Source organism: Paenibacillus thalictri (assembly GCF_004307995.1).
Classification (GTDB): domain Bacteria; phylum Bacillota; class Bacilli; order Paenibacillales; family NBRC-103111; genus Paenibacillus_AF; species Paenibacillus_AF thalictri.
The window spans coordinates 377793-400784 of the sequence record NZ_SIRE01000005.1 but is presented as its reverse complement, the minus strand read 5'-3'; the positions used below and the strand labels follow the sequence as shown (position 1 = coordinate 400784).

Here is a 22992-nt window from a genome sequence, read left to right as displayed (position 1 = left end):
ATTCCATTCATTCCTCTCTATATGAAACCGGGGCCGTTACTCCTTAATGCCCGTCCCGGTAACGCCCTGCACGAAATATTTTTGCAGCGGCAGCAGCACGAGAACCGGTACAAGCACCACCAGCGTGCAGGCCGCAAACATTTCATTCCAGTATGTGGCGTGTTCGGTTACAAAATCGCTCATCGCCACCTGGATCACTTTATATTGTTTCGAGCGTGTCGCAATCACGGGCCACAGAAATGATTCCCACTGAAACAGGAACAACAGCAGACCCGCGCTGATCGCAACCGGCTTGCTCAGCGGCATCACGATTTTCGTGTAAATCGTCGTCCAGGATGCGCCTTCCACATGCGCCGATTCTAACAGCATCGTCGGTAAATCCATAAAAAATTGCCTGAACAAAAAGATCACAAGGCCGTTGGCCAGCCCGGGAACGATTAATCCCGTATACGAATCGATCCAGCCCAATTGGTCAACTAAATTGTATAACGGAATGGCAATGACTTCAAACGGGATCATAAACGTCACCAAAACAAGCAGGAACAGCAATTGTTTACCGCGAAATTCAAATTTTGCAAAAGCAAACGCCGCCATCGAATTGATGACCACTCCGACAATAACCGTAGTGAAGGTCACAAAAAACGTGTTCAGAAATATTCTCCCGAAACCCCTTGCCGCAAACAAGCTCGTATAGGCCTCAAACGTAAGCTCCGTCGGAATAAACGTCCTCCAGGAAAAAGGCGACACGTACCGGAATATTTCCGTCAGCGGCCGGAAGGACGAAGCAAACGCAAACAACAACGGCAGCAGCACCAAGCAGGCAATGACCAGATGAGCGATGAAATAAAGCGCAGAGCCGGTTTTTCTTGTAGACATCATGTGAAATCCCCTTTAATGTTCCGCTTTAAGAAACTTGAACTGCAGCGTAATAATGACGGCAAGCATGAGCAGCAGCATAATGATGATCGCCGAAGCTTTGCCCATATCCGAATACACAAACGCCCGGTTGAAGCTTTCGTTCATCAGCACGTTGGTGCTGTTCTCCGGCCCTCCTCGGGTGAGGATGTACATCGGAGCAAAAAGCAGGAAATTGGCGACCGTGTCGGCAACCGCGACGAAGGTAAGCGTGCGCTTCAGCATCGGGAAGGTGACGTTGCGGAACTGCTGTGTTTTCCCGGCGCCGTCGATCGAAGCGGCTTCGTATAACGAAGGCGAAATTTCCTGCAATCCGGCCAGCAAAAAGATCGACCAATACCCGACTCCTTTCCACGTGGCAATCAAAATGATCGTCCATAAAGCCTGATGTTTGCTCGCCAAAAAAGGCTGGGGATCAAAGCCAAGCCAAACCAGCATCGTATTGACCAGACCTTGCTCGGGATTCAGCATAATCGCCCATAAAATACAGGCAATCGGCACGGAAACGGAGATCGGAACGATATGAATGCCGCGGAAAACGCCAATCCCTTTCAGCTTGCGGTTGAGCAGCATGGCGAGCAAGAAGGCAAGTGCGATTTGCAGCGGATTAATCACGATATTCAGCAGCAGCGTTACTTTGACGGAATTCCAAAAGACAGAGTCGGTCAGCAGTTCCGTATAGTTGCGCAAACCGATAAACTGCTTGACGTCGGTGATAAAGGTCGGCGCATAGAAGCTTTGGATCAACGCGTCCAAAATCGGATACAGTTTAAAAACGAGCAGCCCGACAAAAGCCGGAAAAAGAAACGTATAAGGCACGAGTTTATTTCGAAGCATGCTGAAAGCCACCTTTAAACAGAGATGTGATGCTTTTCCCCGGAAGGAAAGAGGAGTGCATGCGGCCTCTCCCCTTTCCCGCGCCGTATTATTTAACCAGAGACTCGTATTTTTTCAACAAACCGTCAATTTGTTTAGCCGCCGTGTCCAGCGTCGACTTCGGTTCGGCTCCGTTTTTCATATCTTCGAACGACTTGCCGACAATCGATTCCCATTCCAGATAACCCGGCGTCGAAGGACGCGGAACTCCCGTATTGCGGGCTTCGTATGCAGCGATCCGCATCACTTGATCCGGAAACGCATTATACTTCGGGTCTTTGTCGATTTCATTTAAAATGTCCAAAGCAGCCGGCACGTCGTGATGTTTGTCGTTCCATATTTTCGCGCCTTCGCCGAAGGTCAAATATTGCACGAACTTGGCGGCCGCATCCTTTTTCGCTGAATATTTGGAAATGCCGGCATGCCAGCTTCCGGTTGGCGTAGCGATTTGCTTGCCTTGAAAATATGGATGCGGGGCGATGCCAAAGTTCAGATTCGCCTTCTTAAACTTGTCGGCGTTATAAGGGCCGCCGATCAGCATGGCGATTTTGCCTGTCATAAAATATTCGACCGATAAGTCCGCAGAAATTTTGGGACTGACTTTGGAAGCGTTAAACAAATCCGCATAAAATTTGCCGGCATCGATCATCTGCTGCGAATTGGTATATCCTGTCGCCGTAATGCCGTTAGGGCTGATCACCTGGGCTCCGAGGCTTTGCGGCAACGCCAGCAGCTGGTAAGGGCGGTCGATCTGCTCGAAGCTGAAGCCGAACACATCGGTCTGATTGTCGCCGTTTTTATCGTAGGTCAGCTTTTTGGCTGTATCGGCCAGTTGTTCCCACGTCCACCTCTTATCGATGTCCGCAGCCGGCGGCGTAACGCCTTTTTCGGCAAAGATGTCCTTGTTGTAATAAAGCACCTGACTGGACGAATTGATTGGGGCTGCCATAAGCGCGCCGTTATAAGTTCCTGCGTCAAGCGACGACTTAATCCATTTGTCCTTAAAGTTAATGCCCTTAACTAACGGCTCCAGCGGTTCGAGATAACCTTTCACCGTATAATTGGCGACAAGCGGCGCGTCGACCGACAAGATATCGATGTCCTTGGACTTGGAGCCCATCTTCACTTCGATCGTTTCCAGCAGCTGGCGGTACGGATACATTTCCAATTTCACTTTAATGTCGGGATTGGCGCTTTCGAATTGTTTGATCACATCGGTGAATCCGTCGTTATCCCTCCCGTTTAAGGTGACAAAAGTCAGCTCGGTGCGCGCCCCTGGCTTAGGCGACGGATTGCTCGTCTCGGTTGGCTGCGAACATGCGGAAACCGCAAGCAGCGCGCTTAGTATACAAACAGCTTTGGAAATCGGTCTTTTCATGCAATTCTCCCCTTTGTACATGTACAATTAGTTGGCAAGAAGTCTTCGCATCAGCTGATTCATAAATCGATTCGCATCCACGTCAAGACCGACGTGAACGGTAGACTGCGGATTATCCACGGCGACCGTTTGGCCTGTCGGATGGCAATGGTCGTATTCGACGTGAATATCCATCGGGCGGAACGTTACAAGCGACGGGTCAAAAAGCAGCGAGACGGCCAGCGGATCATGCATCGCACACCAGTCTTTACCCGACAGCTGCTGCCAGCGGGTGATCAGCTTCGCCAGCTCCTTATTGATCGGCTGCTCCGAATCCGCAAGCTGCCGCTGTTCACTCGCCGTCAACTTCACTTTGAGTGTGACGTCCAGCCCAACCATATAAATCGGCGCCTTGCTGGAAAAAACGACGGAAGCGGCTTCCGGATCGCATTTGACGTTATACTCCATGACCGGCAGGTCGATTCCGTTATCGCCTAAACGGGTTACCCCACCCATAAGCACGATACGTTTGACAAGCTTGGCCACTTTAGGTTCCTTGATGATCGCAGCTGCAATATTGGTCATGGGTGCGATACACATTAGCGTAATTTCGTGCGGGTGCTTCAATACCGTATCGATAATAAAATCTACGGCATGTTTCGATTCGTACGTATTCCGTTCGTCGGCCAATACGTCCTCTTCCACTTCATGGCCGTATCCGATCAAATGCCGCTGGCGAAGCAATGCCGCACCGATACCGGCGTATACGTTGATTTCCTCTCTGCCGCACATCCGCAGCAGTTTGCGAGCCACCCTCGCGCGATAATCGACATGACCGTATGCGGTCGTAATTCCTTCTATGGAAATTTCCTCGGATTTCAGAGCCAAGGCCAACGCCAAAGCGTCATCCACATCCGTGCCGATATCCGTATCCAAGATCATTTGTTCCACCAATAAAGCTCCTTCCAAATGGTACTATCTCTATGTGTAACCGGTACCACATGTGACAAAAAGAAAAGCTTCCGAATACTTTGAAGCCTCGTCACCGTATGGATTTGCACGAACTTATGTGTAACCGTTACCACATCAGTTAAACGCAAGCATTAAATCTTCGAACGTAAATAAGGCCGTAAGCTGCAAACCATTGGCAGATAGATGCGCTTGCGCCGCATCTTCTCTTTGGATTACACAGACGGCATGGGCGACTTGTGCCCCCAATGCCCGCATATCGTCCGCACTTAGCACAATTTGTCCGCCCGTCGTTACGACATCTTCGATGATACATACGTTTTTGCCGGCCAGCGGCATGCCTTCGGCCAGCTTGCAAGTGCCGTATTCCTTCGCTTTCTTGCGTACGAACAAGACCGGTATGCCCGTCTTTAGCGATAAAGCGGTAGCGATAGGAATGCCGCCGAGTTCCAGCCCTGCCAGCAGTTCCGTGTTGTCCGGAATGAGCGGCAGCAGCCGGTCCGTGATCCGGTTCAATAAACCCGGGTCCGATTCAAACATATATTTGTCAAAATAATCGGTTGACACTTTGCCCGATCTAAGCCGGAATGAGCCCGTCAAATGGGCTGTCCGGTATATTTCTTGCGCAAGTAACGTATCCATCGCGGTCTCCTTTGTTTGTTGTTAAACGAGCAGCAGCTTGCCCAATTCATCCACCGAATCGACCATGTAGGTTGGCTGCGCATTGTGTAATTCTTCGGCTGACCCGAATCCGTATGCAACAGCTGCGGAAGCGATGCCATTGGCATGAGCCGCGGCGATATCGTGCTTGCGGTCCCCTACCATCACGACATTGCGATCCACTGCACTCTTCCATTTTGACAGAGCGGTTTCAACGACCTCCACTTTACCGGCAGGCGCTGCCTCATTGTTCCCCACCACACCGATAAAATAAGGGCGAAGACCAAAATGCTCCAGAATGCTTTCGGCAATCGGCGTATACTTTGAGGTGGCCACCAGCATCGGCGTGCCCCTCTGCCAAAGCTTGTCCAGCAGCTGCGGAATGCCGGGAAACACGGCGTTTTCGTACATGCCTTGGCGAATGTAATATTCACGGAAAACCGTTTCTGCTTGTCTCGCCTCATGTTCATCAAGACTGCAATACGTGCGAAACGAATCCGCGAGCGGCGGCCCGATCCATTCGAGCAATCGCTCTCGGGACTGCTCTTGCATGCCGAATTTGGACAAAACATATTGGATTCCGTTGATAATCCCCCTGCTGGAATCGGTTAACGTGCCGTCCAGATCAAATAAAACCAAATCAAACCTCCCCAATCCTGCGATCAGCCTCCTTTAACTCCATAAAAAATCAGAATGCCATATGGGATGCAATGAATATGTAACCGGTACCACACGGCTTGTAATTAATATAACATCAATCGTTTCCGCTGACAAGCATTCCGCCCAAATTCCTGTCCAAATTCCCTTCCGCCCCTTCCCGTCCTTGACTTACCATTAGCGAGAATGATATTCTTATTTAAGGTTAGGAGTTGTTGGAACGACTTCTAGTGCCAGTGTAACGAGGCTTGAACTAGAGATTTGATTTGGAATGAACTGAATATTTATTGCATTTTGGAGGAGCCTGTCACCAAGGGCTCCGTTTATTTTTTTCGACGCGAAAAGCCCTTGGTAGGGCTTTTTTTTATGCAAAGAAAGGAGAAAACGGTCAAAATTGCAGCGGATCAGACTGCTGAGAAGGAACACTGCAATGGATCATCTTATCATTTGGATTGCCATCCATAAACCGGGAAATTATAACATGATATAGGCAACATAAGGATTGCAAGGCTTAATATTCAAATTAATATTCAAACTTAGGAGGCGTACATGGAGCAGCAAGCGATTTTGGCGATTGGCATTTTTTTGGTCACATACGGATTTATTATCGCTGAGAAAATTCATCGGACGATCGTTGCGATGTTGGGCGGGATTCTTATGGTCGTCTTAGGTATCGTCGATCAAGAGTCAGCCCTACATCATATTGACTTTAACACCTTGGGACTATTAATCGGTATGATGATCATTGTTAGCATCACAGCTGAAACGGGATTATTTAAATATATTGCACTCATTTCAGCGAAAAAAGCAAAAGGCGACCCCGTTCAAATTATGGTCGCGCTTGTACTCATCACAGCAGTCGGTTCCGCATTCCTAGACAATGTTACGACTGTGCTGCTTATGGTTCCGGTGACGTTCAGCATCACACGGCAGCTGCGCGTGAATCCGGTTCCTTATCTCATTACCCAAATTTTTGCCTCCAACATCGGTGGAACTGCAACGTTAATTGGCGATCCGCCAAACATTATGATCGGAAGTGCGGTCAAAGAACTTACCTTCATGGCGTTCATCACGAATCTCGCCCCTATTGTGATCGTTATTATGGCAATCACCGTACCCATTTTTGTCTTTTTATTCCGCAAGCAAATACAGACTACTTCCGAGTTAAAGATGAGCATCATGCAAATGAATGAACAAGATGTCATCACAGATCGCAAACTTTTAATCAAAAGCCTTACCGTTCTTGGACTTACCATCATCGGATTTTTTCTCCATCAAACGCTTCATCTTGAGTCGGCCACAGTAGCGTTGGCAGGAGCCTTTCTCCTGCTGCTTCTCACGGGTGAACATTCCATGGAAGTGGCTTTCACAAAGGTGGAATGGACTACCATTTTCTTTTTTGTAGGGTTATTTGTACTAGTCTCCGGGTTGGTGGAAACCGGCGTAATCTCCAAATTGGCGGCCCAAGCCATTGAATTAACCGGCGGCAATCTCATTGCAACATCGTTTTTGATTCTTTGGCTCAGCGCCATCGCATCCGCCTTCTTAGACAATATACCGTTTGTGGCCACGATGATTCCAATGATTCAAGAAATGGGCAATATGGGAGTAACCAATTTGGAGCCGCTTTGGTGGAGCCTTGCCTTGGGGGCGTGTCTTGGAGGAAACGGCACATTGATTGGCGCCAGCGCCAACCTAATCGTTGCGGGCATGTCCGGAAAAGAAGGTCATCCGATTAAATTCGTTACATTTATGAAATATGGCTTTCCGCTGATGTTGCTTACCGTCATAATAGCTAGTGTATACGTTTATTTCCGGTATCTGTTTTAAAGAAAACCTGAGGAGGAATACATGTGAATTTAGTTTATGATTGGGATCGTAGCGTTATAGACATGAAATCTGTAGAAGAAGTCATGGAAGATTTCGAGTTCTCCATCCGCATTGTCGATCCGGCTTATGCCGATACTATTAAGCGGATTCAACAAATTTTTGAAAACAATGAAGTGCTCACTGACGTCTTCTTTTACGCTTTCCCTCATCATGAATATAGAATCGTGGTTCGTAAAGATTTTTATGTTGACTTCATACTTCAGCTTTTTAGACATGGTTTATTGACCCGTTTAGAATGGCAAAAGGAATCCTCATAATGTGCGGATTCCTCAGCAGAATTCATAGCTATTAAATGACTCGCCCGGTTAAAGCATGAACCTTTATCGAGGCCGGGCGGCCGTTTTTTTCATAATGGAAGACATAAACCAGGGGGACTCCTTCTCTGTCGGGTAAATAACATGACTCCGTATACAATGATTTACTTACCCGCATAGAGTCGTCCGACTCGAACGCAGCTTTCTTGGCTTCATCTAGCGTAACCGCTGGATACATCGGTCTGCCTAATCTTTTCTTCTCCAGCTCTGGATGAAGAACTCCTTCGATCCGTAAGATGGAACCATTCGGATCTATCTCCACAATCATCCGTTCCCCGTATACCGGCTTTTTGAATAACTGACGCTGCAAATACACTTTAATCATATTTTCGCTTTTATCGATATGCACAATTTTTAAATCCTCGTTTACCCGCTTAATTCCATATAACTCTTTAATCTTATGGAGATAATCATAGGATATCCATCCAGGAGAGTGCAAAGAAGGTTTTGTTAATGTTCCGGAAATGACTTCAGGAGTCCCCGTAGCTTCATTCCATTTCACCGATAGCGTATTATTGCTCTCTTTACGAATATTTTGAAGCACCTCCCGGGACCTTTTAGGCAACTCCATTTCTTCGATTACAGGGGGTAAACTCCAAAACGAAACGGCTATAGCCATAAACAAATGAGTAATCAAGGGTGGTCACCTCCACCCTTGATTATTCGTATTTTTTGGCAATTTTATTCTTTTTGTTGAGCGGATTTTGTGTTGTCTAGTCCATCCACATATTGGATATAACTAACGAGTATAGACAACGACGAAATGAGGTGATGGTGTGCGTAATCCAAGCTTTTCCGTTCTGCAAATGTGCATTCTTCTCATGTTAAGCGTCGGGCTCGTCAACCACGTCACCATCATTCCTCTATTGCTGCACACCGCCCATAAAGATTCATGGATAAGTGTCATTTTCGCCGTCCCCTTATGTATTTTATGGTCGTTTGCTCCTTATTATATTGCAAAAAAACTGAACGGAACCAACCTCATTCAGTGGTTAAAAACCAATAATCAATCTTGGCTTGCTTTCGTAACCGCCTCCCTGCTGTTTACTTATTTATTTTGCAACAGTTATCTCACCTTTCGCGAAGTTTTGGCTTGGACCAAAATCACCTACTTGCCGCAAACCCCGGTTTTCGTCTCCGGCTTCACACTGATGTTAGTGTGCGTATACGCCGCCATCCGCGGCATTAAAGCAATTTCGGTGGCGGGCGGAGTGCTTCTGCCCTTTGTAATATTGCTTGGTTATTTTGTGATGAGCAGCAATTTTCAAGTAAAACGTTACGAGTTACTGCTTCCCTTGTTTACCTCGGACAGCGCTTCGATCATCCGATGCATGGTATTTGTCTTTAGCAGCTCGATGGAATTCATTCTGATCGTATTGCTTCAGCAGCATATGAGCAAAATAGTTAAATGGTGGCAAGTCATCATCCTTGTCATCATGATTCTCGGGCTCACCTTGGGACCGCTGATGGGTTCGATAGCGGCGTTTGGTTATGAAGCTGAAAAGCTGAAATATCCTGCCTTCGAGCAGTGGCGTCTCGTGCAATTGGGCGCATTTGTCTCTCATGTCGACTTTTTATCGATTTATCAATGGATTTCCGGAGCGTTTATCCGTATTTCCTTATCGCTGTATTTAATGATTGACATCTTGCAGATGAAAAGTAAAAAGCTGCGCAATTTCGGTTATATCGCGGCAGGTGTCGTGCATGTCGTGATGATCACATTTCTCAACATTACGGATGTGCAGTATTCCGCCATACTGAAAACGTATTATAGAATCGTGTTTTATTGCATTTTCCCCCTGTCGTTTCTTCTTCTTGCCGTTGTTTTCATCAAAACAAGAAAAAAGGAAGCTGATCTATGAACGCCTGCGAAATCCCTACTCTTCGAAGTGATGCGATAAGCGATTGGGATGAAGGTAAGCTGAATGCTTTGTTTCGAACGACCCATGATGTCAAAATTCAAGGGTATCCTTACAATGAAACACCTTGTATGATTTTGGTCTATTGCGAAGGCATGGCGGATTTGAAACAACTGAACGAAATCGTACTTCCTCATCTGAAACCGGCCACGGAATTGGCTGATGACTTGGAACAAATTGTCGCTTATCTGGAAGCGCGGATGCAATTATATGTCGTAAAAACCGACCAGGATTGGTCGCTCAGGTTGTTCAGCGGCGAGCTGATCATGTTCATCGGCAGTAAGGTTTATACCTACAATCTGGAGAATATGCCTAAGAGGAGCCCGGAGGAATCGGCAAGCGAAATTTCGCTGAAAGGCCCGCGGGACGGGTTTACGGAAGAGGTTTCCACCAATATCTCGTTGATCCGCAAACGGCTTCGTTCCACCAATTTGCAAAACGAACAGTTTATTATCGGGGATGAAAGTATCACCACGGTCTCCTTGCTGTATTTGCAAAATATCGCCAGTCCGGACCTGATCGACGAAGTGCGCGAACGAATCAAAAATTACCGCACAACGGGATTGTTCAGCAGCGCCCAATTTGAAGAAACGCTGGCCGATAATCCTTACTCTATATTTCCGTTAATCGATTATATCGGCAGACCCGACTATGTCGCCCAATGTTTGCTGCGCGGCCGGTTTACGATACTTGTCAACGGTTCTCCGATGGCGATTATGGGCCCTTCCAATTTGACGGAACAGCTTAAATCTCCGGAAGACCTTCATTTTCCGTATTATTTCGTCGCGTTTGAACGCGTATTGCGGTTCATCGGCTTATTTGTGGCGATATTTTTGCCCGGGTTTTGGATCGCTCTAACTTCGTTTAATATGGAGCAAATTCCGTTCCGGCTGCTTGCAACCGTCACCAACTCACGGCTCGGGCTGCCGCTTTCCGCGCCGCTTGAAGCTTTGCTGATCCTCGGCTTGTTCGAGCTGTTTCGCGAAGCCGGAATCCGCCTCCCAAGAGCGGTCGGCCAAACGATTGCGGTTGTAGGCGGTCTCATCATCGGCGACTCGGCCATTCGCGCCGGGCTGACTTCGCCAACGATGCTTGTTACTTCCGGGGTGACCGCCGTCGCCACGTTTATTTTGGTCAATCAATCGCTCAGCGGTACCGTGAGTATCCTGCGCATCTTTACCTTGCTGTTGTCGTCTATATTGGGGATGTTTGGCTTTTTTATCAGCGTGATGGCTATTGTGATTTATTTGTCGGGTTTGGAATCGTTCGGAGTCGGCTACTTGGAGCCCCTCTCGCCCATTACATTCAACAATGTGCCAAGAGCGCTGCTGGATATTCCAAAGAAATGGAAAAGGCAAGTGAAACCGGATATGTTTAAAAAATAGTGCACGGACGGTGTAACCACATGAAAAAGCATCTCCTGCTGCTGTTATTATTAAGTACAAGCTTACTGAGCGGATGTTGGGACATACATAATATAGAAAATACGAATTATGTATCCGCCATGGGATTTGACTACGTCAATAATGAATACATCATGTATACCCAGGTGCTTGATTTTGGCGCAGTTTCCAGACAAATGGGGGCGAAATCGAATACTCCCGCCAGCACATGGGTTGGCAAAGGGAAAGGTCCCACAGTGAATATGGCGGCAAACGACTTATACAGCTCTGCTCAAGAAAAAATCATCTGGAGTCATGTGACAGCGGTAGTTCTATCGGAAAGAGTCATCCGGCACGGCATCGAGGAATTAAACGACGGATATACGCGCTATCGGGAAAACCGCTTTATTCCTTGGATTTACGGTACACAGGAAAATATGGAGCAGCTGTTTACGACATCTGCTTTTTTCAATTTATCGGGTATCGCCACTATTCTTCACGATCCGCTCGAAATATTCCGTCAGCATTCCATGATTCCGCCGGTCCATTACATGAGCTTTATTGCCGATTATTTTGAGCCCGGCAAATCGGCGATACTGCCGACGCTTGGCATCAATAACAACCAATGGGCTAGAAATGGAATGCCGGATACCAAGCTGGAAATAAACGGCGCGTTTGTTTTAAATCACGGCCAACTTCAAGGATGGCTGAATGAAGATCAGCTTAAAGGACGCCGCTGGCTCGCTCCCGAGACGAAGCGCACCCCCTTGGGCGTAGAAACAAACAACAAAGTGGCCGCGGTGATATCCCTTGAGAATCCGGTTTATCATATCGGCAGCCGTATCGTTTCCGGACAGCCGGTATTTTCGATAAGGATCCGACTTAAAGGAAATGTAACGGAAATGGACGCTCCTATCGGCGAAGAGGAGCTTCAGCGGCTTGCTGAGGAAACGGTGAAGCAGGAAGTGTTATCCACGTTCAAGCAGGCGCTGCAGCGGCATGTGGACATTTATCAGCTGGAGAATAGCCTCTACAAAGATCATTACAAGGTCTGGAAACAACTTGCCAATTCCAATTCCTTTGATCTGAAGGAATCATCGCTCGCAGATGTGAACGTTGCGATACGTCTGGTCCATACAGGGCTTACTACGGGAAAAGGAACCCGGGGGGATAATAAATGAAGAATTGGCTGCGGCTTGCGTTGATCCCTCTTCTGTTTGGTCTTACGGGATGCTGGGATCTCCACAATATTGAGAACCAAAACTATATTACGGCGCTTGGCTTCGATTACGTCGACAACGAATATATTGCCTACGGCCAACTGCTTGATTTTTCCGCGGTGGCCAAACAAGAAAGCGGACGTCCAGCCACACCTGCGACCACGTGGGTTGGCAAAGGGAAAGGAAAAGCATATAACCTGGCATTAAACGATTTGTATCGAACCTCGCAGCAGCGTATATTGTGGAGTCAAGTCACCTCTATCATGATTACGGAGAGGGCCTTAAAACAAGGGACTGATAATTTTAACGACGCGCTCAGCCGATACCGGGAATTCCGGAAAACGCCTTGGATCTTCGGCACTCAACGCGATATTGGGGAGTTGATGACCACACCGGCTTTTTACAACTTATCCGAGCTGGACACGATTTCTCATGAACCGACGGAAACGTATCGCCAGAGGGCCTGGATTGAACCGATCCGCTATATGTATTTTATGGGCGATAAACAGGAACCGGGGAAAACGGTCATCTTGCCTTCTTTAAATATCAACACAACGCATTGGACCCGGGACAACAAACCCGATCCCAAATTAATTATGGACGGAGCCTTTCTTTTTAACGACAAACAATTTTATGGTCGGCTTGGGGACAAGCAGCTGAAAGGGCTTAGATGGATGACGAAATCTACACTGCGCTCCCCTATCATGGTCGAACAAAACAATGTAAAGGTCGTTTTGTCGCTTGGGAAACCACAGCATCATTTTAAAAGCAGTCTTGTTGACGGAGAGCCGAAATTTTCCCTGAAGTTGGAGTTGACGGGAAATATCGTGGAAATGGCGGAGAAAACAGATGAAGACGGGATCATCAAAAAAGCGGAAGCCCTCGTCAAACAGGAGATCTTATACACCTACAGACAAGGGCTGGGCATCCATGCCGATATTTTTCAGCTGGAAAATGTATTTTTTAAGGAGCATTATAAAGAATGGAAACAACTGAATAAAGACAAAAAGTTTGAATTAAAGGATTCGTCGCTTGCATCCATCGACGTGAACTTGCGTTTATCGCATTCCGGGCTTACTACCAGATAAGGCGTCGCACAAAATTTAGGCGATCGAAGTCGGCGCGCCAAACGGACTTTCGTAATGTTCCACGCCGCTTAAAATTTGTTCACACGTCTCATCCGTCATTTCCTTATGGCGTTCGACGGCGCTGACGATTTTGGACAGCAGGCGAATATCGCCGGCGGTGGCGAAGCTGGTAATGCCTTGAAACGACAATACAAAATGAACGCAAGCGTCGATAACGGTCTGTTCGTCGAACGGTTCGTACCAAGTCGCATAGCTGCGGGTTTGCTCGGCGCCCCACGGTCCTTTGGCGATCGCTTTAATGACCCGCAGCGCCACGTTCTGTTTGGCCGTTTCGGCGAGCAGCGCATCAAACGCCTCGCGGTATTCCGGGATCGAATACAGCCGGTAGTTCAAGGGACTCAGCACCGTGTCAAAAGGAAACCGTTTGAGCGCTTCCAGATGCGTAGCAGGGGCCAGATGGCCGTGTCCGGTGATGCCGATCGCTTTGACGATGCCCTCATCTTTGGCTTCCAATGCCGCCTCAATCGCCCCGCCCTTGCCGAGACATTTATCCAACTCGTCTAGGGTGCCGACGGCATGGAGCTGGAGCAGATCGACGGAATCCACCTGCAGGCGCTCCAGAGAGCGGTAGATTTGCTCCTTCGCTTTTTCCTTGGTGCGTTCGCCCGTTTTGGTAGCCAAAAACAGCCGGTCGCGATACTTCTTCATCAGCGGCCCCATCCGCAGCTCTGCGTCGCCGTAACTTGCCGCCGTGTCGAAATGATTGATGCCGTTAGCCAAAGCAAATTCAATCGATTCATCTGCTTCTTCTTGAGTTACTTTGCCTAGTTTGGCTGCGCCGTACATGGCTACGGTGCTGTCATGACCCAATCGGCCCAGTTTGCGTGTCTCCATTAATCGATCATCCTCCATTTGGATAAAACAAGCTTTATAGCTATTATAATACTTCAAAGCTTGCCCGCCTATGAGTGAAAAAAACGAGAGCAGCTATCCTGGAGGTAAGTGGCACACATTCACGCATCCAGCTTAGCCTGCTGCATTTTGGATTGCCGCACCAGCGACGACCACGTAAAAATGACAAGCGCAAGCCAAATCATAGCAAAGCTGACCGCATGAACCGTTGTAAACGTCTCTTTAAAAACAAGCACGCCCAGCATTAAGCTGATTGACGGAGCCACATATTGAACCAAACCGACAATCGTCAAGGGAAGACGTTTGGCCGCCAGAGCAAACCAGTATAACGGCATTGCCGTTGCCGCTCCGGATAAAATCAGCATCACCCATTGAAACACATTAAGCGTTGCGGCTGCCGATTGTTCTCCCGATTGGGAAAACAACAAATATATAACGGCAATCGGCAGTACAATCGCCGTTTCTCCTGCCAGTCCGGGCATAGCATCGGCTTTGATTTTTTTCTTCACCACGCTGTACAAAGCGAACGTCAACGCAAGCGACAGCGAAATCCAGGGCAATGAGCCATGCGAGACGGTCAGCACGATGACGCCGATCAGCGCCAGCCCGATAGCGGTCCATTGGCCGCGGTTCAGCTTTTCTTTCAGAAAGACGACAGCGATCACCACATTAAGCAGCGGGTTCATATAATAGCCAAGGCTTGTCTCGACCACTTGCCCATGATTCACCGCCCATATGAAGAGCAGCCAGTTGCTGCTGATCAGAAGCGAGCCGGCCACGATCGCCCAAGTCGTTTGACGATTGGAGAAGACCTGCCGCACTTCCTTCCACCGGCGGGTCACTCCGATCACGATAACGACAAAAATAAAAGACCACAACACACGAAACGCCAAAATGTCCATGGATTCCATGGAAGCGAACAGCTTCCAATACAGTGGCAGCAAGCCCCATGCGACATAAGCAAGCAATGCATAAACAATTCCTAACGGCATGGAATCTCCTTTCATCGGCGCACATTTATGAGTATCAATATCCTCTTGTCCGGTCAACGAGTCCCGGCAAGTCCGTGTTTCCCCGTTCCATCTCGGCAAGCGTGCAAATAAACGTCTGGACCGCTTCCTCCGTACTGGTCACAGCCGAAATATGCGGAGTTACGATCACGCCGGGATGGCTCCACAAAGCCGATTCCTTTCGCAGCGGCTCCTCCGCAAACACATCCAGTACAGCACACTTGACGTGCCCGGCTTGCAATGCCTGCAATAACGCCGGTTCGTTCACCGAAGCCCCTCTCCCCGCATTAATAAATCCGCATTGAATCATACGGGCAAAAAGCGTCTCCTGAAAAAGACCTTGCGTATCCGCAGTAAGCGGCAGCGTATTAATGACCCAATCCGCCTCGGCCAACAAACCGGCGGCTTCGTCCGGCTTACATACATGTTGAAAATGAGGATGCGGCGTGCCGCTCAACGATACGCCGTATACGGTGACGTTTAATAATGACAGCACCTTTGCCACCTGCCGCCCGACAGACCCTGTACCGTAAACAACGGCAACAAGCCGGTTCGAAGGGGTCGGAACAGCCTGCTTCCATAATGTATCGGACTGCTGCCTGCGGAATAAGGCATGATGCTGGCTGTCGGCCAAGATGTAACTTAAGCAGTATTCGCCGATTTTTTGCCCGAAGTCGCCGGTAGTCCGCGTCAGAACAACATCCTCTTTCCAATTCGGCAGCGAAAGAAAGGCATCTACCCCCGCCCCCAAAGCATGAATCCATTTCAGCTGCCCGAAATGAAAATTCGCCGCCGGCTTAAACGCCACAAAAGCATCGGCCCAATCGTAATCCGCGAAAGTAACTTGATCTTCCGCGATAAAGCGGTACTCCCGATCTGGGGAGCTGTCTGACAGGATCTCACCCATTTCACGGTAAAGCCTGCCTGTCACTAAAATGCGATGAATGTCCATAATCCGCCTCTGTTATGTAGTATAAAAGCAAAATCCCCTCTTCTTTAAAAGAATTGGGGATGGTCCGCTTCCAATGCGTATTCAAAATCTTCAATGTCAAACATCTGGACCGGGATCGAACCGTCAATCACTTTATCCATAAACTCAAATTGATCGGTCAATATGGGAGCCTGCGTGCGCATGGACGTCAGGATCAGCTCCGTTTCGACCGGATCGACGGCATCGCCGTATTCCGCATTATCGATGGCGTTCACCACGATCAGCGAGACCAAATCGTTGATCGGCAGCGGAGGGCTTTCACGCCAGACGGAAGCCAAAGCACGCTCCAGCTTCTTTTTATTAAACGAGTCTTCGAAATAAGCAATCAATTCAGCGATTTTCTGTTTAACGTGAGCGTCATCGGCCGGATCGGGCATAACCTGCTCCGGGTGGTCCTTCATCTCGTACAATTCCATGATCGTGGAATACGGAATATAATATTGTACGGTATTGCTGGGGCTCAGCAATTGCCCGTATATCGTCATCATGACGGCTTCTATGACAAAACGCCGAGGCATTGCTCTTAATCCCCCATTTCTAGCGGCATGCGGCCTCATCAGTTATTCTCATAGTATCATAAACCTTGCGGCGCCCCGGTGTCCACTTTTATTTTTGGTTCATCCGTTCGATGACGCCGCGCGCAATCCATACTCCCGCGGCGCCTGCTTGAGCCAAACCGCGGGTGATCCCCGCACCGTCGCCGCCGCAATAAAGGCCTTCGATTTCCGTTTCGAAGCGGTCCGTCAATTTCGGACGGGCCGAATAAAACTTCGCTTCCACTCCGTAAAACAACGTGTGCTCCGACGCAATGCCGGGAGTGACTTGATCCAGCGCCTCAACCATCTCCACTAAGCTTTTCATCGTATTGTAAGGCAATACGAGCCCTAAATCGCCGGGAACAGCTTCATGCAGCGTAGGTTCGAGAAATCCTTCCTTAATCCGGTCTGCCGTGGAGCGGCGGCCGCGCATAATGTCTCCGTACTTCTGCACAATTACGCCGCCGCTTGACAAATCATTGGCCCGCTTGCATATTTCACGCGCATATTCGTTAGGTTTATCGAAAGGCTCGGTAAACCTGTGCGACACCAGCAAAGCAAAGTTCGTGTTGCGCGAGCCAAGCGCCGGATCCTTGTAGGAATGGCCGTTGGCGGCCATGACGCCGCTGTGATTCTCGACAACGACATGACCCGAAGGATTGCTGCAAAATGTGCGTACCCGTGTGCCTACGGACGTATTGAAAATAAATTTCCCTTCATATAAATGCTCGTTGATTTCGCGCATGACCACGTCCGATGTTTCCACACGAACGCCGACGTCTACCTGGTTATTGTACATTTTCAGACGCCTTTTTTTCAGAATCGAGCTGAGCCAGACGGAACCGTCCCGGCCCGGAGCAATCATGACGAAATCAGCCTGCATCGTTTCGCCGGATTTGAGCTGGATGCCTTTGATCGCATGTCCTTCTTTGCCCTTTACCGTAAGTATATCTTCAACCTCGGTTTTAAATACCATGTCGATTCTTGTTTTTAAATATTCATAAATCGCTTGCAAAATTTGCAGATTTTGCTCCGTTCCCAGATGGCGCACCTGCGCGCGGAGCAGCTTTAAGCCGGCAGCGTAACCGCGCTGCTCGATTTGCTTGATCGCATCGGTGGTCGGGTCGGTAATCGTCTCCGTCGCCCCGTGCTGCAAATTAATTCCGTCCACATATTGAATCAGATCGAGCACTTTGGAAGGCGCTAAGTAATCGGTCATCCAGCCGCCGAATTCGGTTGTGATATTAAATTTGCCGTCACTGTAAGCGCCTGCGCCGCCAAAACCGCTGGTAATCGAACAAGCAGGCAAACATCCGGCAAACTCCTTTTTGCCCGCAGGCGGCGGACAAAGCTTAATTTTCTCCTGAAGAATCGGACAGTTGCGACTGTATATGTCATGTCCTTTATCAATTAGCAGCACCTTGGCCTGGGGGTGCTTCAAAGTCATTTCATAACATGCAAATATTCCGGCCGGGCCGGCCCCTACCACGATAAAATCGTACACGCTCATTTACATTTCCTCCATTCATAGGTGTAAACAAACACAAAAAAACCTGACCGCCAAAGGGTACACTTCGGCACCCAATCGTAGTCAGGAATTTACGGCTCCTGGTAGAAACCCCCAGACCTTATCACGGGGATATACGAATTGAAAATAAGGATCAATATGATGAACACAAATCGATAATACACGAACTGTTTTGGGGTGTCAATAGTCTATAGTTCGGATTCTACGGATCGTTTCGACAATTATAAATACGAACGTTCGGATTTTACTGTTTCGAGATAATCTAATCTTTTTTTCGTTTTGGAAATATGCTACAGTTATTCCAAGTCACCAAAAAAGGGGAAACGATCATGAAAAGCACGATGAACCGCGAGCTGTTTGAGCGGCTCGAACAAGCCGAAAGCGAGCAGCAGTTGACGGAACTCCAGCAAGAGGTTACACAAGGCGGATACTCTTCGTTTTATCAGCTGCAGGAACATTTCCATGAGCGTGTCCGCCACTTTACGCAAGATGAAGCACAACATGTGCTGGCGCTGATCGATAAAGCTCGCCAACTGTTTCCTGTGCCTGCCAAGTTCAGCCCATCCTGGCAATCGATATGGACGGAGCTGGAGCAGACAACCCGTTTGAAGCTGAAAGTGTTTGAAACGATTCCGGCCGGTGAACGCGATGGCGAATGGCAGATTGTTATGGACAATCCGATCGCCATACAGCAAACCGCTTGTTATCCGGGACTTACCTTTATGGAAGCGGCTTATATGTTTGGTTATTTCCGCCCTCAGCTTGAGAAAAATGAATATATCCGCCTGCAAAAAATTCAACAACTCATTATGGAATTTGGCACATAAAAAAAGGAGCGCTGCTTATTCATGGCAGGCGCTCCTTTCTATTCATTTCAAAGTCCAATCAGCGTGCCGGCGCCCGTCCTTTTGCTTAAGGCCGGGGCTGCACTCTGAGCTGATCCTCTTCGGTCAGCGAAACGATAAGAGCCGGGTTGCTTTTCAACTTCACGTTGCAAAGCTTGATCCGGTTTTCTTCCATCCGGAACACTTCCCACTCAGCGGAATCCTCGGCTCCTTGCCCGCCAAGAAACTCCGCGGCTTCTTTATTCGCTTCATCTTCCCAATCCCAATACTTCACCCCGTAATAAACGAGGTTATAGTTGTTTTTCATCAAACAAGAGTACAGTTGCGATGTGGTTTTATGCTTAAGAACGTAAGGCACAGATTAGCTCCTTTACAACCCGGCGGCTTACAAATATTCGCTTTCGTGTCTTGCTTTCAGCCTGCCCCAACGGCGTTCCACTTCCCGTTCGAACTCTTTGTAAGACGCGTCGTATTCGGGCCTTGTCATATGTTTGGTTTTGCCCATCATCTTCAGCCAGTCGGACAGCGGAACCTTCTTGTTTTTGTCTTCCGGATTGTAGGTAATCGTTGTCACGCCACGTTCGATCTCGTACAGCGGGAAGAAGCAGGAATCCACCGCCGCGCCGATAATATTCGAGCCGTCCTTATCTTCGGACAACCAGTTAAGCGGACAAGTGATGAGAATTTTGCCGTAGACGAGGCCTTCGTTTTGCGCATACCACTGCGCTTTGGCCGCTTTTCTGACCAAGTCTTGCGGACTGGCCTCGGAGCCAGTGAATACGTAGGGAATATTGGTTGCCGCCATAATTTGCGCCGTATCCTTATGATGGAACATTTTGCCGCCCTGCTGTTTGCCAACGTTGGAGGTCGACGTTCTGTGGCCCATCGGCGTCGAATACGACAGCTGCGCGCCTGTGTTCATATATCCTTCGTTATCGTACTCCAAGATAATCATTTTATGGTTGCGTAATGCGGCGCCAATAGCCGGCCCCATCCCAATGTCCATACCGCCGTCGCCGGTGACCATAACAAAGGTGAAGTCGTCTTTCAGGCCGTATTGATCCAGTTCGCCTCTGCGCTTACGCTCCCAGAACATTTCCACAACCCCGGACAATGTTGCTGCGCCGTTCTGGAACAAGTTATGGATGTACGTTGCTTTGTGCGCGGAGTAAGGGAAACCTGTCGTCACAACCATTGCACAGCCGGTTTGGAACAACGCTACGATGTCGCCTTCAATACCTTTGAAGAACAACTCCAGACCGGAGAAAATGCCGCAGCCCGGACATGCGCCGTGACCTGGGGCAATCCGTTTTGGTTTTTTCGTAAGCGAACGCAGCGGCGGAATTTTGACATTGACCTTGCCGGTGGCTGCGTCCGGACTGACTGTAATCAGGCCGGTTTTGAGGTCTTCGTATTTCATCGGCTCCAGCACGCGTTTTGGCGCTTTGGCCGGATCGCCCGGCGTATGGCCGTGGTAATCGAAAGGTTTCTCCACTTTACCGGCTTTGAGCGCTTCGAGTGCATATTCGAACATCTGATGACCGTCTTCGGCATAGAAGTCTTTGCCGCCCAAGCCATAAATCCGGCTGACCACATGGATATCCTTCACCCCATGCGTAAACAATGCGGCTTTGATTTCCATCGTCATGTTACCGCCATGGCCGCCGTATGAATCGGCGCGGTCGCCTACGGTTACCGCCTTCACATTGCGCAGCGCTTCTGCGATTTGCTTCGCCGGGAACGGGCGGATCATGTTAGGTGCGATCGATCCGGCCTTGATGCCCTTCTCGCGCAATTGGTCGACAACGTCCTTGATGATTTCGGAAGACGAATTCATCAAAAATACCGCAACCTCGGCGTCTTCCATCTTGTACAAATCGAGGATCGGATATTCGCGTCCGGTCAGCTCGAAGTATTCCTTCTGAATGCGGTCGAATACGTCGCCCGCACGGTACATCGCCATCGACTGCTGGTAACAGTTGTTGATGTAGTCCGGCTCGTTCATGTACGGGCCGACCGTTACCGGATTATTGCGGTCAAGAACGTGCGCATACCCTTCAGGAGGCAGTTCACCGATAAAGTCGTGTACATCCTTGCGATGCGTAAACGTCATGACGCGGCGTTTCTGGTGGGACGTAAAGTAACCGTCGGAAGCGACCATAACCGGCAGACGCACCTCCGGGTCCTCCGCCAGCTTGATGGCCATAATGTTCATATCATAAACGGCTTGCGGATCGCGGCACATCAGGATCGGCCAGCCTGTGTTCAGTGCGAAATATAAATCCGAATGGTCGCCATGAATGTTCAGCGGACCGGAAACGGAACGGCAAACCAAGTTCAGCACCATCGGAAAACGCGTGCCCGATTGGACCGGCATCTGCTCCAGCATATACAGGTAACCGTTTGCACTTGTGGCATTAAATACGCGGCCCCCTGCCGCGGAAGCGCCGTAACAGACGCCGGCGGAGCCATGTTCGCCGTCAGCGGGAATCAGCTTGATGTCGTGTTGGCCGTTTGCTTTCATCAAGTCCAAAAATTGCGCAACCTCGGTCGAAGGCGAGATCGGGAAATACCCCATCACGTGATAGTTAATTTGATGAGCTGCATAAGCCGCCATCTCATTGCCGGATTCATATACGATACGCTGCTCGACAGTACCTTGCGGCAGCTCTTTTTTCACATCGATTGCCAAACGTAACTCCACCCTTCTGTGTATATTTAATAACCTTAAGCGTTTACAGCAAGATTAAAGCGATGCGGAACGCGGTGCTCGGCTTCGTATCCTTCAACTTCAATCAAGCTCGAAAGCGCCTCTGTCGGGCATGCTTGTACGCACTTCAAACAACCTTTGCAATATTGATAGTCGATGCCTTGCAGAAACATTTGCGGACGGCCCTTCTTGTCGGCCTGTTCTTCCCAAACGAAGCAGAAATCCGGACAAACGTTGTCGCAAGCGGCGCAATGAATGCATTTCTCATCGTCAAAGCCAGGCATCATGCCGGCGCGGGAAATGCTGAGGTCCTTCAGAATGCTGTTGCCCGGGTTCACAACCATGCCGCCGATTGGCTGCGTTTCGTAACCCAGCACCGGCGTATCCTGGCGGATAAATGCCGGCATCGTCTGGCCTTCAGCCAGCGAAAACGTCTGGAACTGCACTTCATTGTAACCTCTTTCAAAGGTGTTGATCGCCGGTTGAACGGCTTGCGGGTATTTCTTCTCCAGCGACTTGCGGATAACGCCTTTCATATATTCCACATCAAGGAATGGGCACAAGCGGAACAAACCGCCCAGCATAGCCATGTTCACTCGGTTCTTTTCTTCCAGAGCTATGCCCGTCGCATCCACTACGGCGATGGTGCCGCCAAGCAGCTTCAAGTTTTCCTTCAGCGTCTCGGTCGATTTCTTGGAATTGACAAGTACGATCGTATCTTCGTAGATGCCGCTGACGACATTGACGGTTTTCGCCAAATTTTCGTGAAAAACACCAACAACATGCGGGCGTTCGACGGGAGACGTATCGCGGATGTTGGTATCGATATCGCAAAAGCGGATATGCGCTTTAACCGGGGAACCTTTCTTTTCGGACCCGTAGGACGAAAAGCTGACCCCATTGAGGTTAACGCCCATGATCCCGGCTTCCGCAAGCATTTTGCCGGCAAGATTGGCTCCAAGCCCCCCGATGGATTCCAAGCGAATTTCAAAGAATCCAAGCTCGTTTGTTTTTGGTAAGTTGACCAATTTCGATGACTCCTTTCCATTGTGCAACACATGAATGATGGACTTAATTGAGAATGGGTTGAGAATTAACTGAAAAATTAAAAAATATAGAACTAATTAAATATATTCTAAATAGGTCGACAAAATCCTCTTTTGGGAAAAAATTTTTCCTTGGGCAATTTCTCCTAAAAAAAGGCTGCTCCAGA

The 22992-nt window shown here is 48.9% G+C and carries 22 protein-coding genes and 1 riboswitch; of the genes, 7 read left to right on the top strand and 15 right to left on the bottom strand.

All coding sequences use genetic code 11. The features are described from left to right. Positions 1–36: 36 nt before the first annotated feature. The 6 genes from EYB31_RS08375 to EYB31_RS08350 form a co-directional block, all read right to left on the bottom strand. Positions 37–879 (bottom strand): carbohydrate ABC transporter permease, encoded by an 843-nt coding sequence (locus EYB31_RS08375; RefSeq protein WP_131012832.1) that lies wholly within the window; start codon positions 877–879, stop codon positions 37–39. Between the two features lie 12 nt (positions 880–891). Continuing rightward, positions 892–1752: a carbohydrate ABC transporter permease gene (locus EYB31_RS08370; protein WP_131012831.1), complete on the bottom strand. Its 861-nt coding sequence runs from the start codon at positions 1750–1752 to the stop codon at positions 892–894. Between the two features lie 88 nt (positions 1753–1840). Next, a complete protein-coding gene (locus tag EYB31_RS08365; RefSeq protein ID WP_165452302.1) occupies positions 1841–3169 on the bottom strand; it encodes a sugar ABC transporter substrate-binding protein in 1329 nt (442 codons plus the stop codon). 27 nt (positions 3170–3196) lie between these two features. Then, positions 3197–4090, bottom strand: a complete 894-nt coding sequence (locus EYB31_RS08360; RefSeq protein ID WP_240762228.1) for a nucleoside hydrolase — start codon at positions 4088–4090, stop codon at positions 3197–3199. Between the two features lie 144 nt (positions 4091–4234). Further along, positions 4235–4759: an orotate phosphoribosyltransferase gene (gene pyrE / locus EYB31_RS08355; RefSeq protein ID WP_131012828.1), complete on the bottom strand. Its 525-nt coding sequence runs from the start codon at positions 4757–4759 to the stop codon at positions 4235–4237. A 21-nt stretch (positions 4760–4780) separates the two neighbouring features. Further along, entirely contained in the window at positions 4781–5416 is a 636-nt protein-coding gene (locus EYB31_RS08350) for an HAD hydrolase-like protein (RefSeq protein WP_165452301.1), read from the bottom strand. 567 nt (positions 5417–5983) lie between these two features. Between EYB31_RS08350 and EYB31_RS08345 the strand changes: the two genes are divergently transcribed. Both EYB31_RS08345 and EYB31_RS08340 read left to right on the top strand, forming a co-directional pair. Continuing rightward, positions 5984–7264 carry an ArsB/NhaD family transporter gene (locus EYB31_RS08345; protein WP_131012826.1) on the top strand — a complete coding sequence of 427 codons (1281 nt, stop codon included), beginning with the start codon at positions 5984–5986 and terminating at the stop codon, positions 7262–7264. A gap of 23 nt (positions 7265–7287) precedes the next feature. Further along, positions 7288–7581, top strand: coding sequence for a hypothetical protein (locus tag EYB31_RS08340; protein WP_131012825.1), 294 nt, complete (start codon positions 7288–7290; stop codon positions 7579–7581). A 31-nt stretch (positions 7582–7612) separates the two neighbouring features. Here the strand turns inward: EYB31_RS08340 and EYB31_RS08335 are convergent, their stop codons facing one another. Continuing rightward, a complete protein-coding gene (locus EYB31_RS08335) occupies positions 7613–8275 on the bottom strand; it encodes a hypothetical protein (protein ID WP_131012824.1) in 663 nt (220 codons plus the stop codon). Between the two features lie 139 nt (positions 8276–8414). Here EYB31_RS08335 and EYB31_RS08330 point away from each other — a divergent pair, with 139 nt between their 5' ends. The 4 genes from EYB31_RS08330 to EYB31_RS08315 are packed head-to-tail and all read left to right on the top strand — an operon-like array spanning position 8415 to position 13247. Next, positions 8415–9500: an endospore germination permease gene (locus EYB31_RS08330; RefSeq protein ID WP_131012823.1), complete on the top strand. Its 1086-nt coding sequence runs from the start codon at positions 8415–8417 to the stop codon at positions 9498–9500. Further along, the gene (locus EYB31_RS08325; RefSeq protein ID WP_131012822.1) at positions 9497–10942 is read left to right on the top strand and encodes a spore germination protein; all 1446 of its coding nucleotides are present in this window, start codon (positions 9497–9499) and stop codon (positions 10940–10942) included. The genes EYB31_RS08330 and EYB31_RS08325 overlap by 4 nt, the downstream gene beginning before the upstream one ends. Positions 10943–10962: 20 nt before the next feature. After that, positions 10963–12120, top strand: a complete 1158-nt coding sequence (locus tag EYB31_RS08320; protein WP_131012821.1) for a Ger(x)C family spore germination protein — start codon at positions 10963–10965, stop codon at positions 12118–12120. Continuing rightward, complete coding sequence (locus tag EYB31_RS08315; RefSeq protein WP_131012820.1) at positions 12117–13247, top strand: Ger(x)C family spore germination protein; 1131 nt, start codon at positions 12117–12119, stop codon at positions 13245–13247. Before EYB31_RS08320 ends, EYB31_RS08315 begins: the two co-directional genes overlap by 4 nt. Before the next feature lie 15 nt (positions 13248–13262). Here the strand turns inward: EYB31_RS08315 and EYB31_RS08310 are convergent, their stop codons facing one another. The 5 genes from EYB31_RS08310 to EYB31_RS08290 form a co-directional block, all read right to left on the bottom strand. After that, positions 13263–14141, bottom strand: coding sequence for an aldo/keto reductase (locus EYB31_RS08310; RefSeq protein WP_131012819.1), 879 nt, complete (start codon positions 14139–14141; stop codon positions 13263–13265). Between the two features lie 119 nt (positions 14142–14260). After that, positions 14261–15151 (bottom strand): EamA family transporter RarD, encoded by an 891-nt coding sequence (gene rarD / locus EYB31_RS08305; RefSeq protein WP_131012818.1) that lies wholly within the window; start codon positions 15149–15151, stop codon positions 14261–14263. 34 nt (positions 15152–15185) lie between these two features. Next, on the bottom strand, positions 15186–16121 hold the full coding sequence (locus EYB31_RS08300; RefSeq protein ID WP_131012817.1) for a D-2-hydroxyacid dehydrogenase: 936 nt from the start codon (positions 16119–16121) through the stop codon (positions 15186–15188). 44 nt (positions 16122–16165) lie between these two features. After that, positions 16166–16678 (bottom strand): ADP-heptose synthase, encoded by a 513-nt coding sequence (locus EYB31_RS08295; protein WP_131012816.1) that lies wholly within the window; start codon positions 16676–16678, stop codon positions 16166–16168. A gap of 88 nt (positions 16679–16766) precedes the next feature. Next, positions 16767–18206 (bottom strand): NAD(P)/FAD-dependent oxidoreductase, encoded by a 1440-nt coding sequence (locus EYB31_RS08290; protein ID WP_131012815.1) that lies wholly within the window; start codon positions 18204–18206, stop codon positions 16767–16769. Positions 18207–18264: 58 nt separating this feature from the next. Then, positions 18265–18363: riboswitch (purine riboswitch) on the bottom strand. Between the two features lie 190 nt (positions 18364–18553). On the opposite strand from EYB31_RS08290, the gene EYB31_RS08285 reads away from it, so the two are divergent. Then, positions 18554–19051 (top strand): hypothetical protein, encoded by a 498-nt coding sequence (locus EYB31_RS08285; protein WP_165452300.1) that lies wholly within the window; start codon positions 18554–18556, stop codon positions 19049–19051. A gap of 85 nt (positions 19052–19136) precedes the next feature. Here EYB31_RS08285 and EYB31_RS08280 read toward each other — a convergent pair whose 3' ends face one another. From EYB31_RS08280 to EYB31_RS08270, 3 genes are all read right to left on the bottom strand, one after another. After that, positions 19137–19376, bottom strand: coding sequence for a hypothetical protein (locus EYB31_RS08280; protein ID WP_131012813.1), 240 nt, complete (start codon positions 19374–19376; stop codon positions 19137–19139). Positions 19377–19454: 78 nt separating this feature from the next. Further along, positions 19455–21761 carry a thiamine pyrophosphate-dependent enzyme gene (locus EYB31_RS08275; RefSeq protein ID WP_131012812.1) on the bottom strand — a complete coding sequence of 769 codons (2307 nt, stop codon included), beginning with the start codon at positions 21759–21761 and terminating at the stop codon, positions 19455–19457. Positions 21762–21796: 35 nt separating this feature from the next. Then, positions 21797–22807: a 2-oxoacid:acceptor oxidoreductase family protein gene (locus EYB31_RS08270; RefSeq protein WP_131012811.1), complete on the bottom strand. Its 1011-nt coding sequence runs from the start codon at positions 22805–22807 to the stop codon at positions 21797–21799. Positions 22808–22992 lie beyond the last annotated feature (185 nt).

What these genes read in the sequence shown, in the direction of transcription:
- EYB31_RS08375 (WP_131012832.1), bottom strand. Translation starts at nt 879, where the DNA reads ATGATGTCTACAAGAAAAACCGGCTCTGCGCTTTATTTCATCGCTCAT.
- EYB31_RS08370 (WP_131012831.1), bottom strand. Translation starts at nt 1,752, where the DNA reads ATGCTTCGAAATAAACTCGTGCCTTATACGTTTCTTTTTCCGGCTTTT.
- EYB31_RS08365 (WP_165452302.1), bottom strand. Translation starts at nt 3,169, where the DNA reads ATGAAAAGACCGATTTCCAAAGCTGTTTGTATACTAAGCGCGCTGCTT.
- EYB31_RS08360 (WP_240762228.1), bottom strand. Translation starts at nt 4,090, where the DNA reads ATGATCTTGGATACGGATATCGGCACGGATGTGGATGACGCTTTGGCG.
- pyrE (WP_131012828.1), bottom strand. Translation starts at nt 4,759, where the DNA reads ATGGATACGTTACTTGCGCAAGAAATATACCGGACAGCCCATTTGACG.
- EYB31_RS08345 (WP_131012826.1), top strand. Translation starts at nt 5,984, where the DNA reads ATGGAGCAGCAAGCGATTTTGGCGATTGGCATTTTTTTGGTCACATAC.
- EYB31_RS08325 (WP_131012822.1), top strand. Translation starts at nt 9,497, where the DNA reads ATGAACGCCTGCGAAATCCCTACTCTTCGAAGTGATGCGATAAGCGAT.
- EYB31_RS08320 (WP_131012821.1), top strand. Translation starts at nt 10,963, where the DNA reads ATGAAAAAGCATCTCCTGCTGCTGTTATTATTAAGTACAAGCTTACTG.
- EYB31_RS08315 (WP_131012820.1), top strand. Translation starts at nt 12,117, where the DNA reads ATGAAGAATTGGCTGCGGCTTGCGTTGATCCCTCTTCTGTTTGGTCTT.
- EYB31_RS08310 (WP_131012819.1), bottom strand. Translation starts at nt 14,141, where the DNA reads ATGGAGACACGCAAACTGGGCCGATTGGGTCATGACAGCACCGTAGCC.
- rarD (WP_131012818.1), bottom strand. Translation starts at nt 15,151, where the DNA reads ATGCCGTTAGGAATTGTTTATGCATTGCTTGCTTATGTCGCATGGGGC.
- EYB31_RS08300 (WP_131012817.1), bottom strand. Translation starts at nt 16,121, where the DNA reads ATGGACATTCATCGCATTTTAGTGACAGGCAGGCTTTACCGTGAAATG.
- EYB31_RS08295 (WP_131012816.1), bottom strand. Translation starts at nt 16,678, where the DNA reads ATGCCTCGGCGTTTTGTCATAGAAGCCGTCATGATGACGATATACGGG.
- EYB31_RS08290 (WP_131012815.1), bottom strand. Translation starts at nt 18,206, where the DNA reads ATGAGCGTGTACGATTTTATCGTGGTAGGGGCCGGCCCGGCCGGAATA.
- EYB31_RS08285 (WP_165452300.1), top strand. Translation starts at nt 18,554, where the DNA reads ATGAAAAGCACGATGAACCGCGAGCTGTTTGAGCGGCTCGAACAAGCC.
- EYB31_RS08280 (WP_131012813.1), bottom strand. Translation starts at nt 19,376, where the DNA reads ATGAAAAACAACTATAACCTCGTTTATTACGGGGTGAAGTATTGGGAT.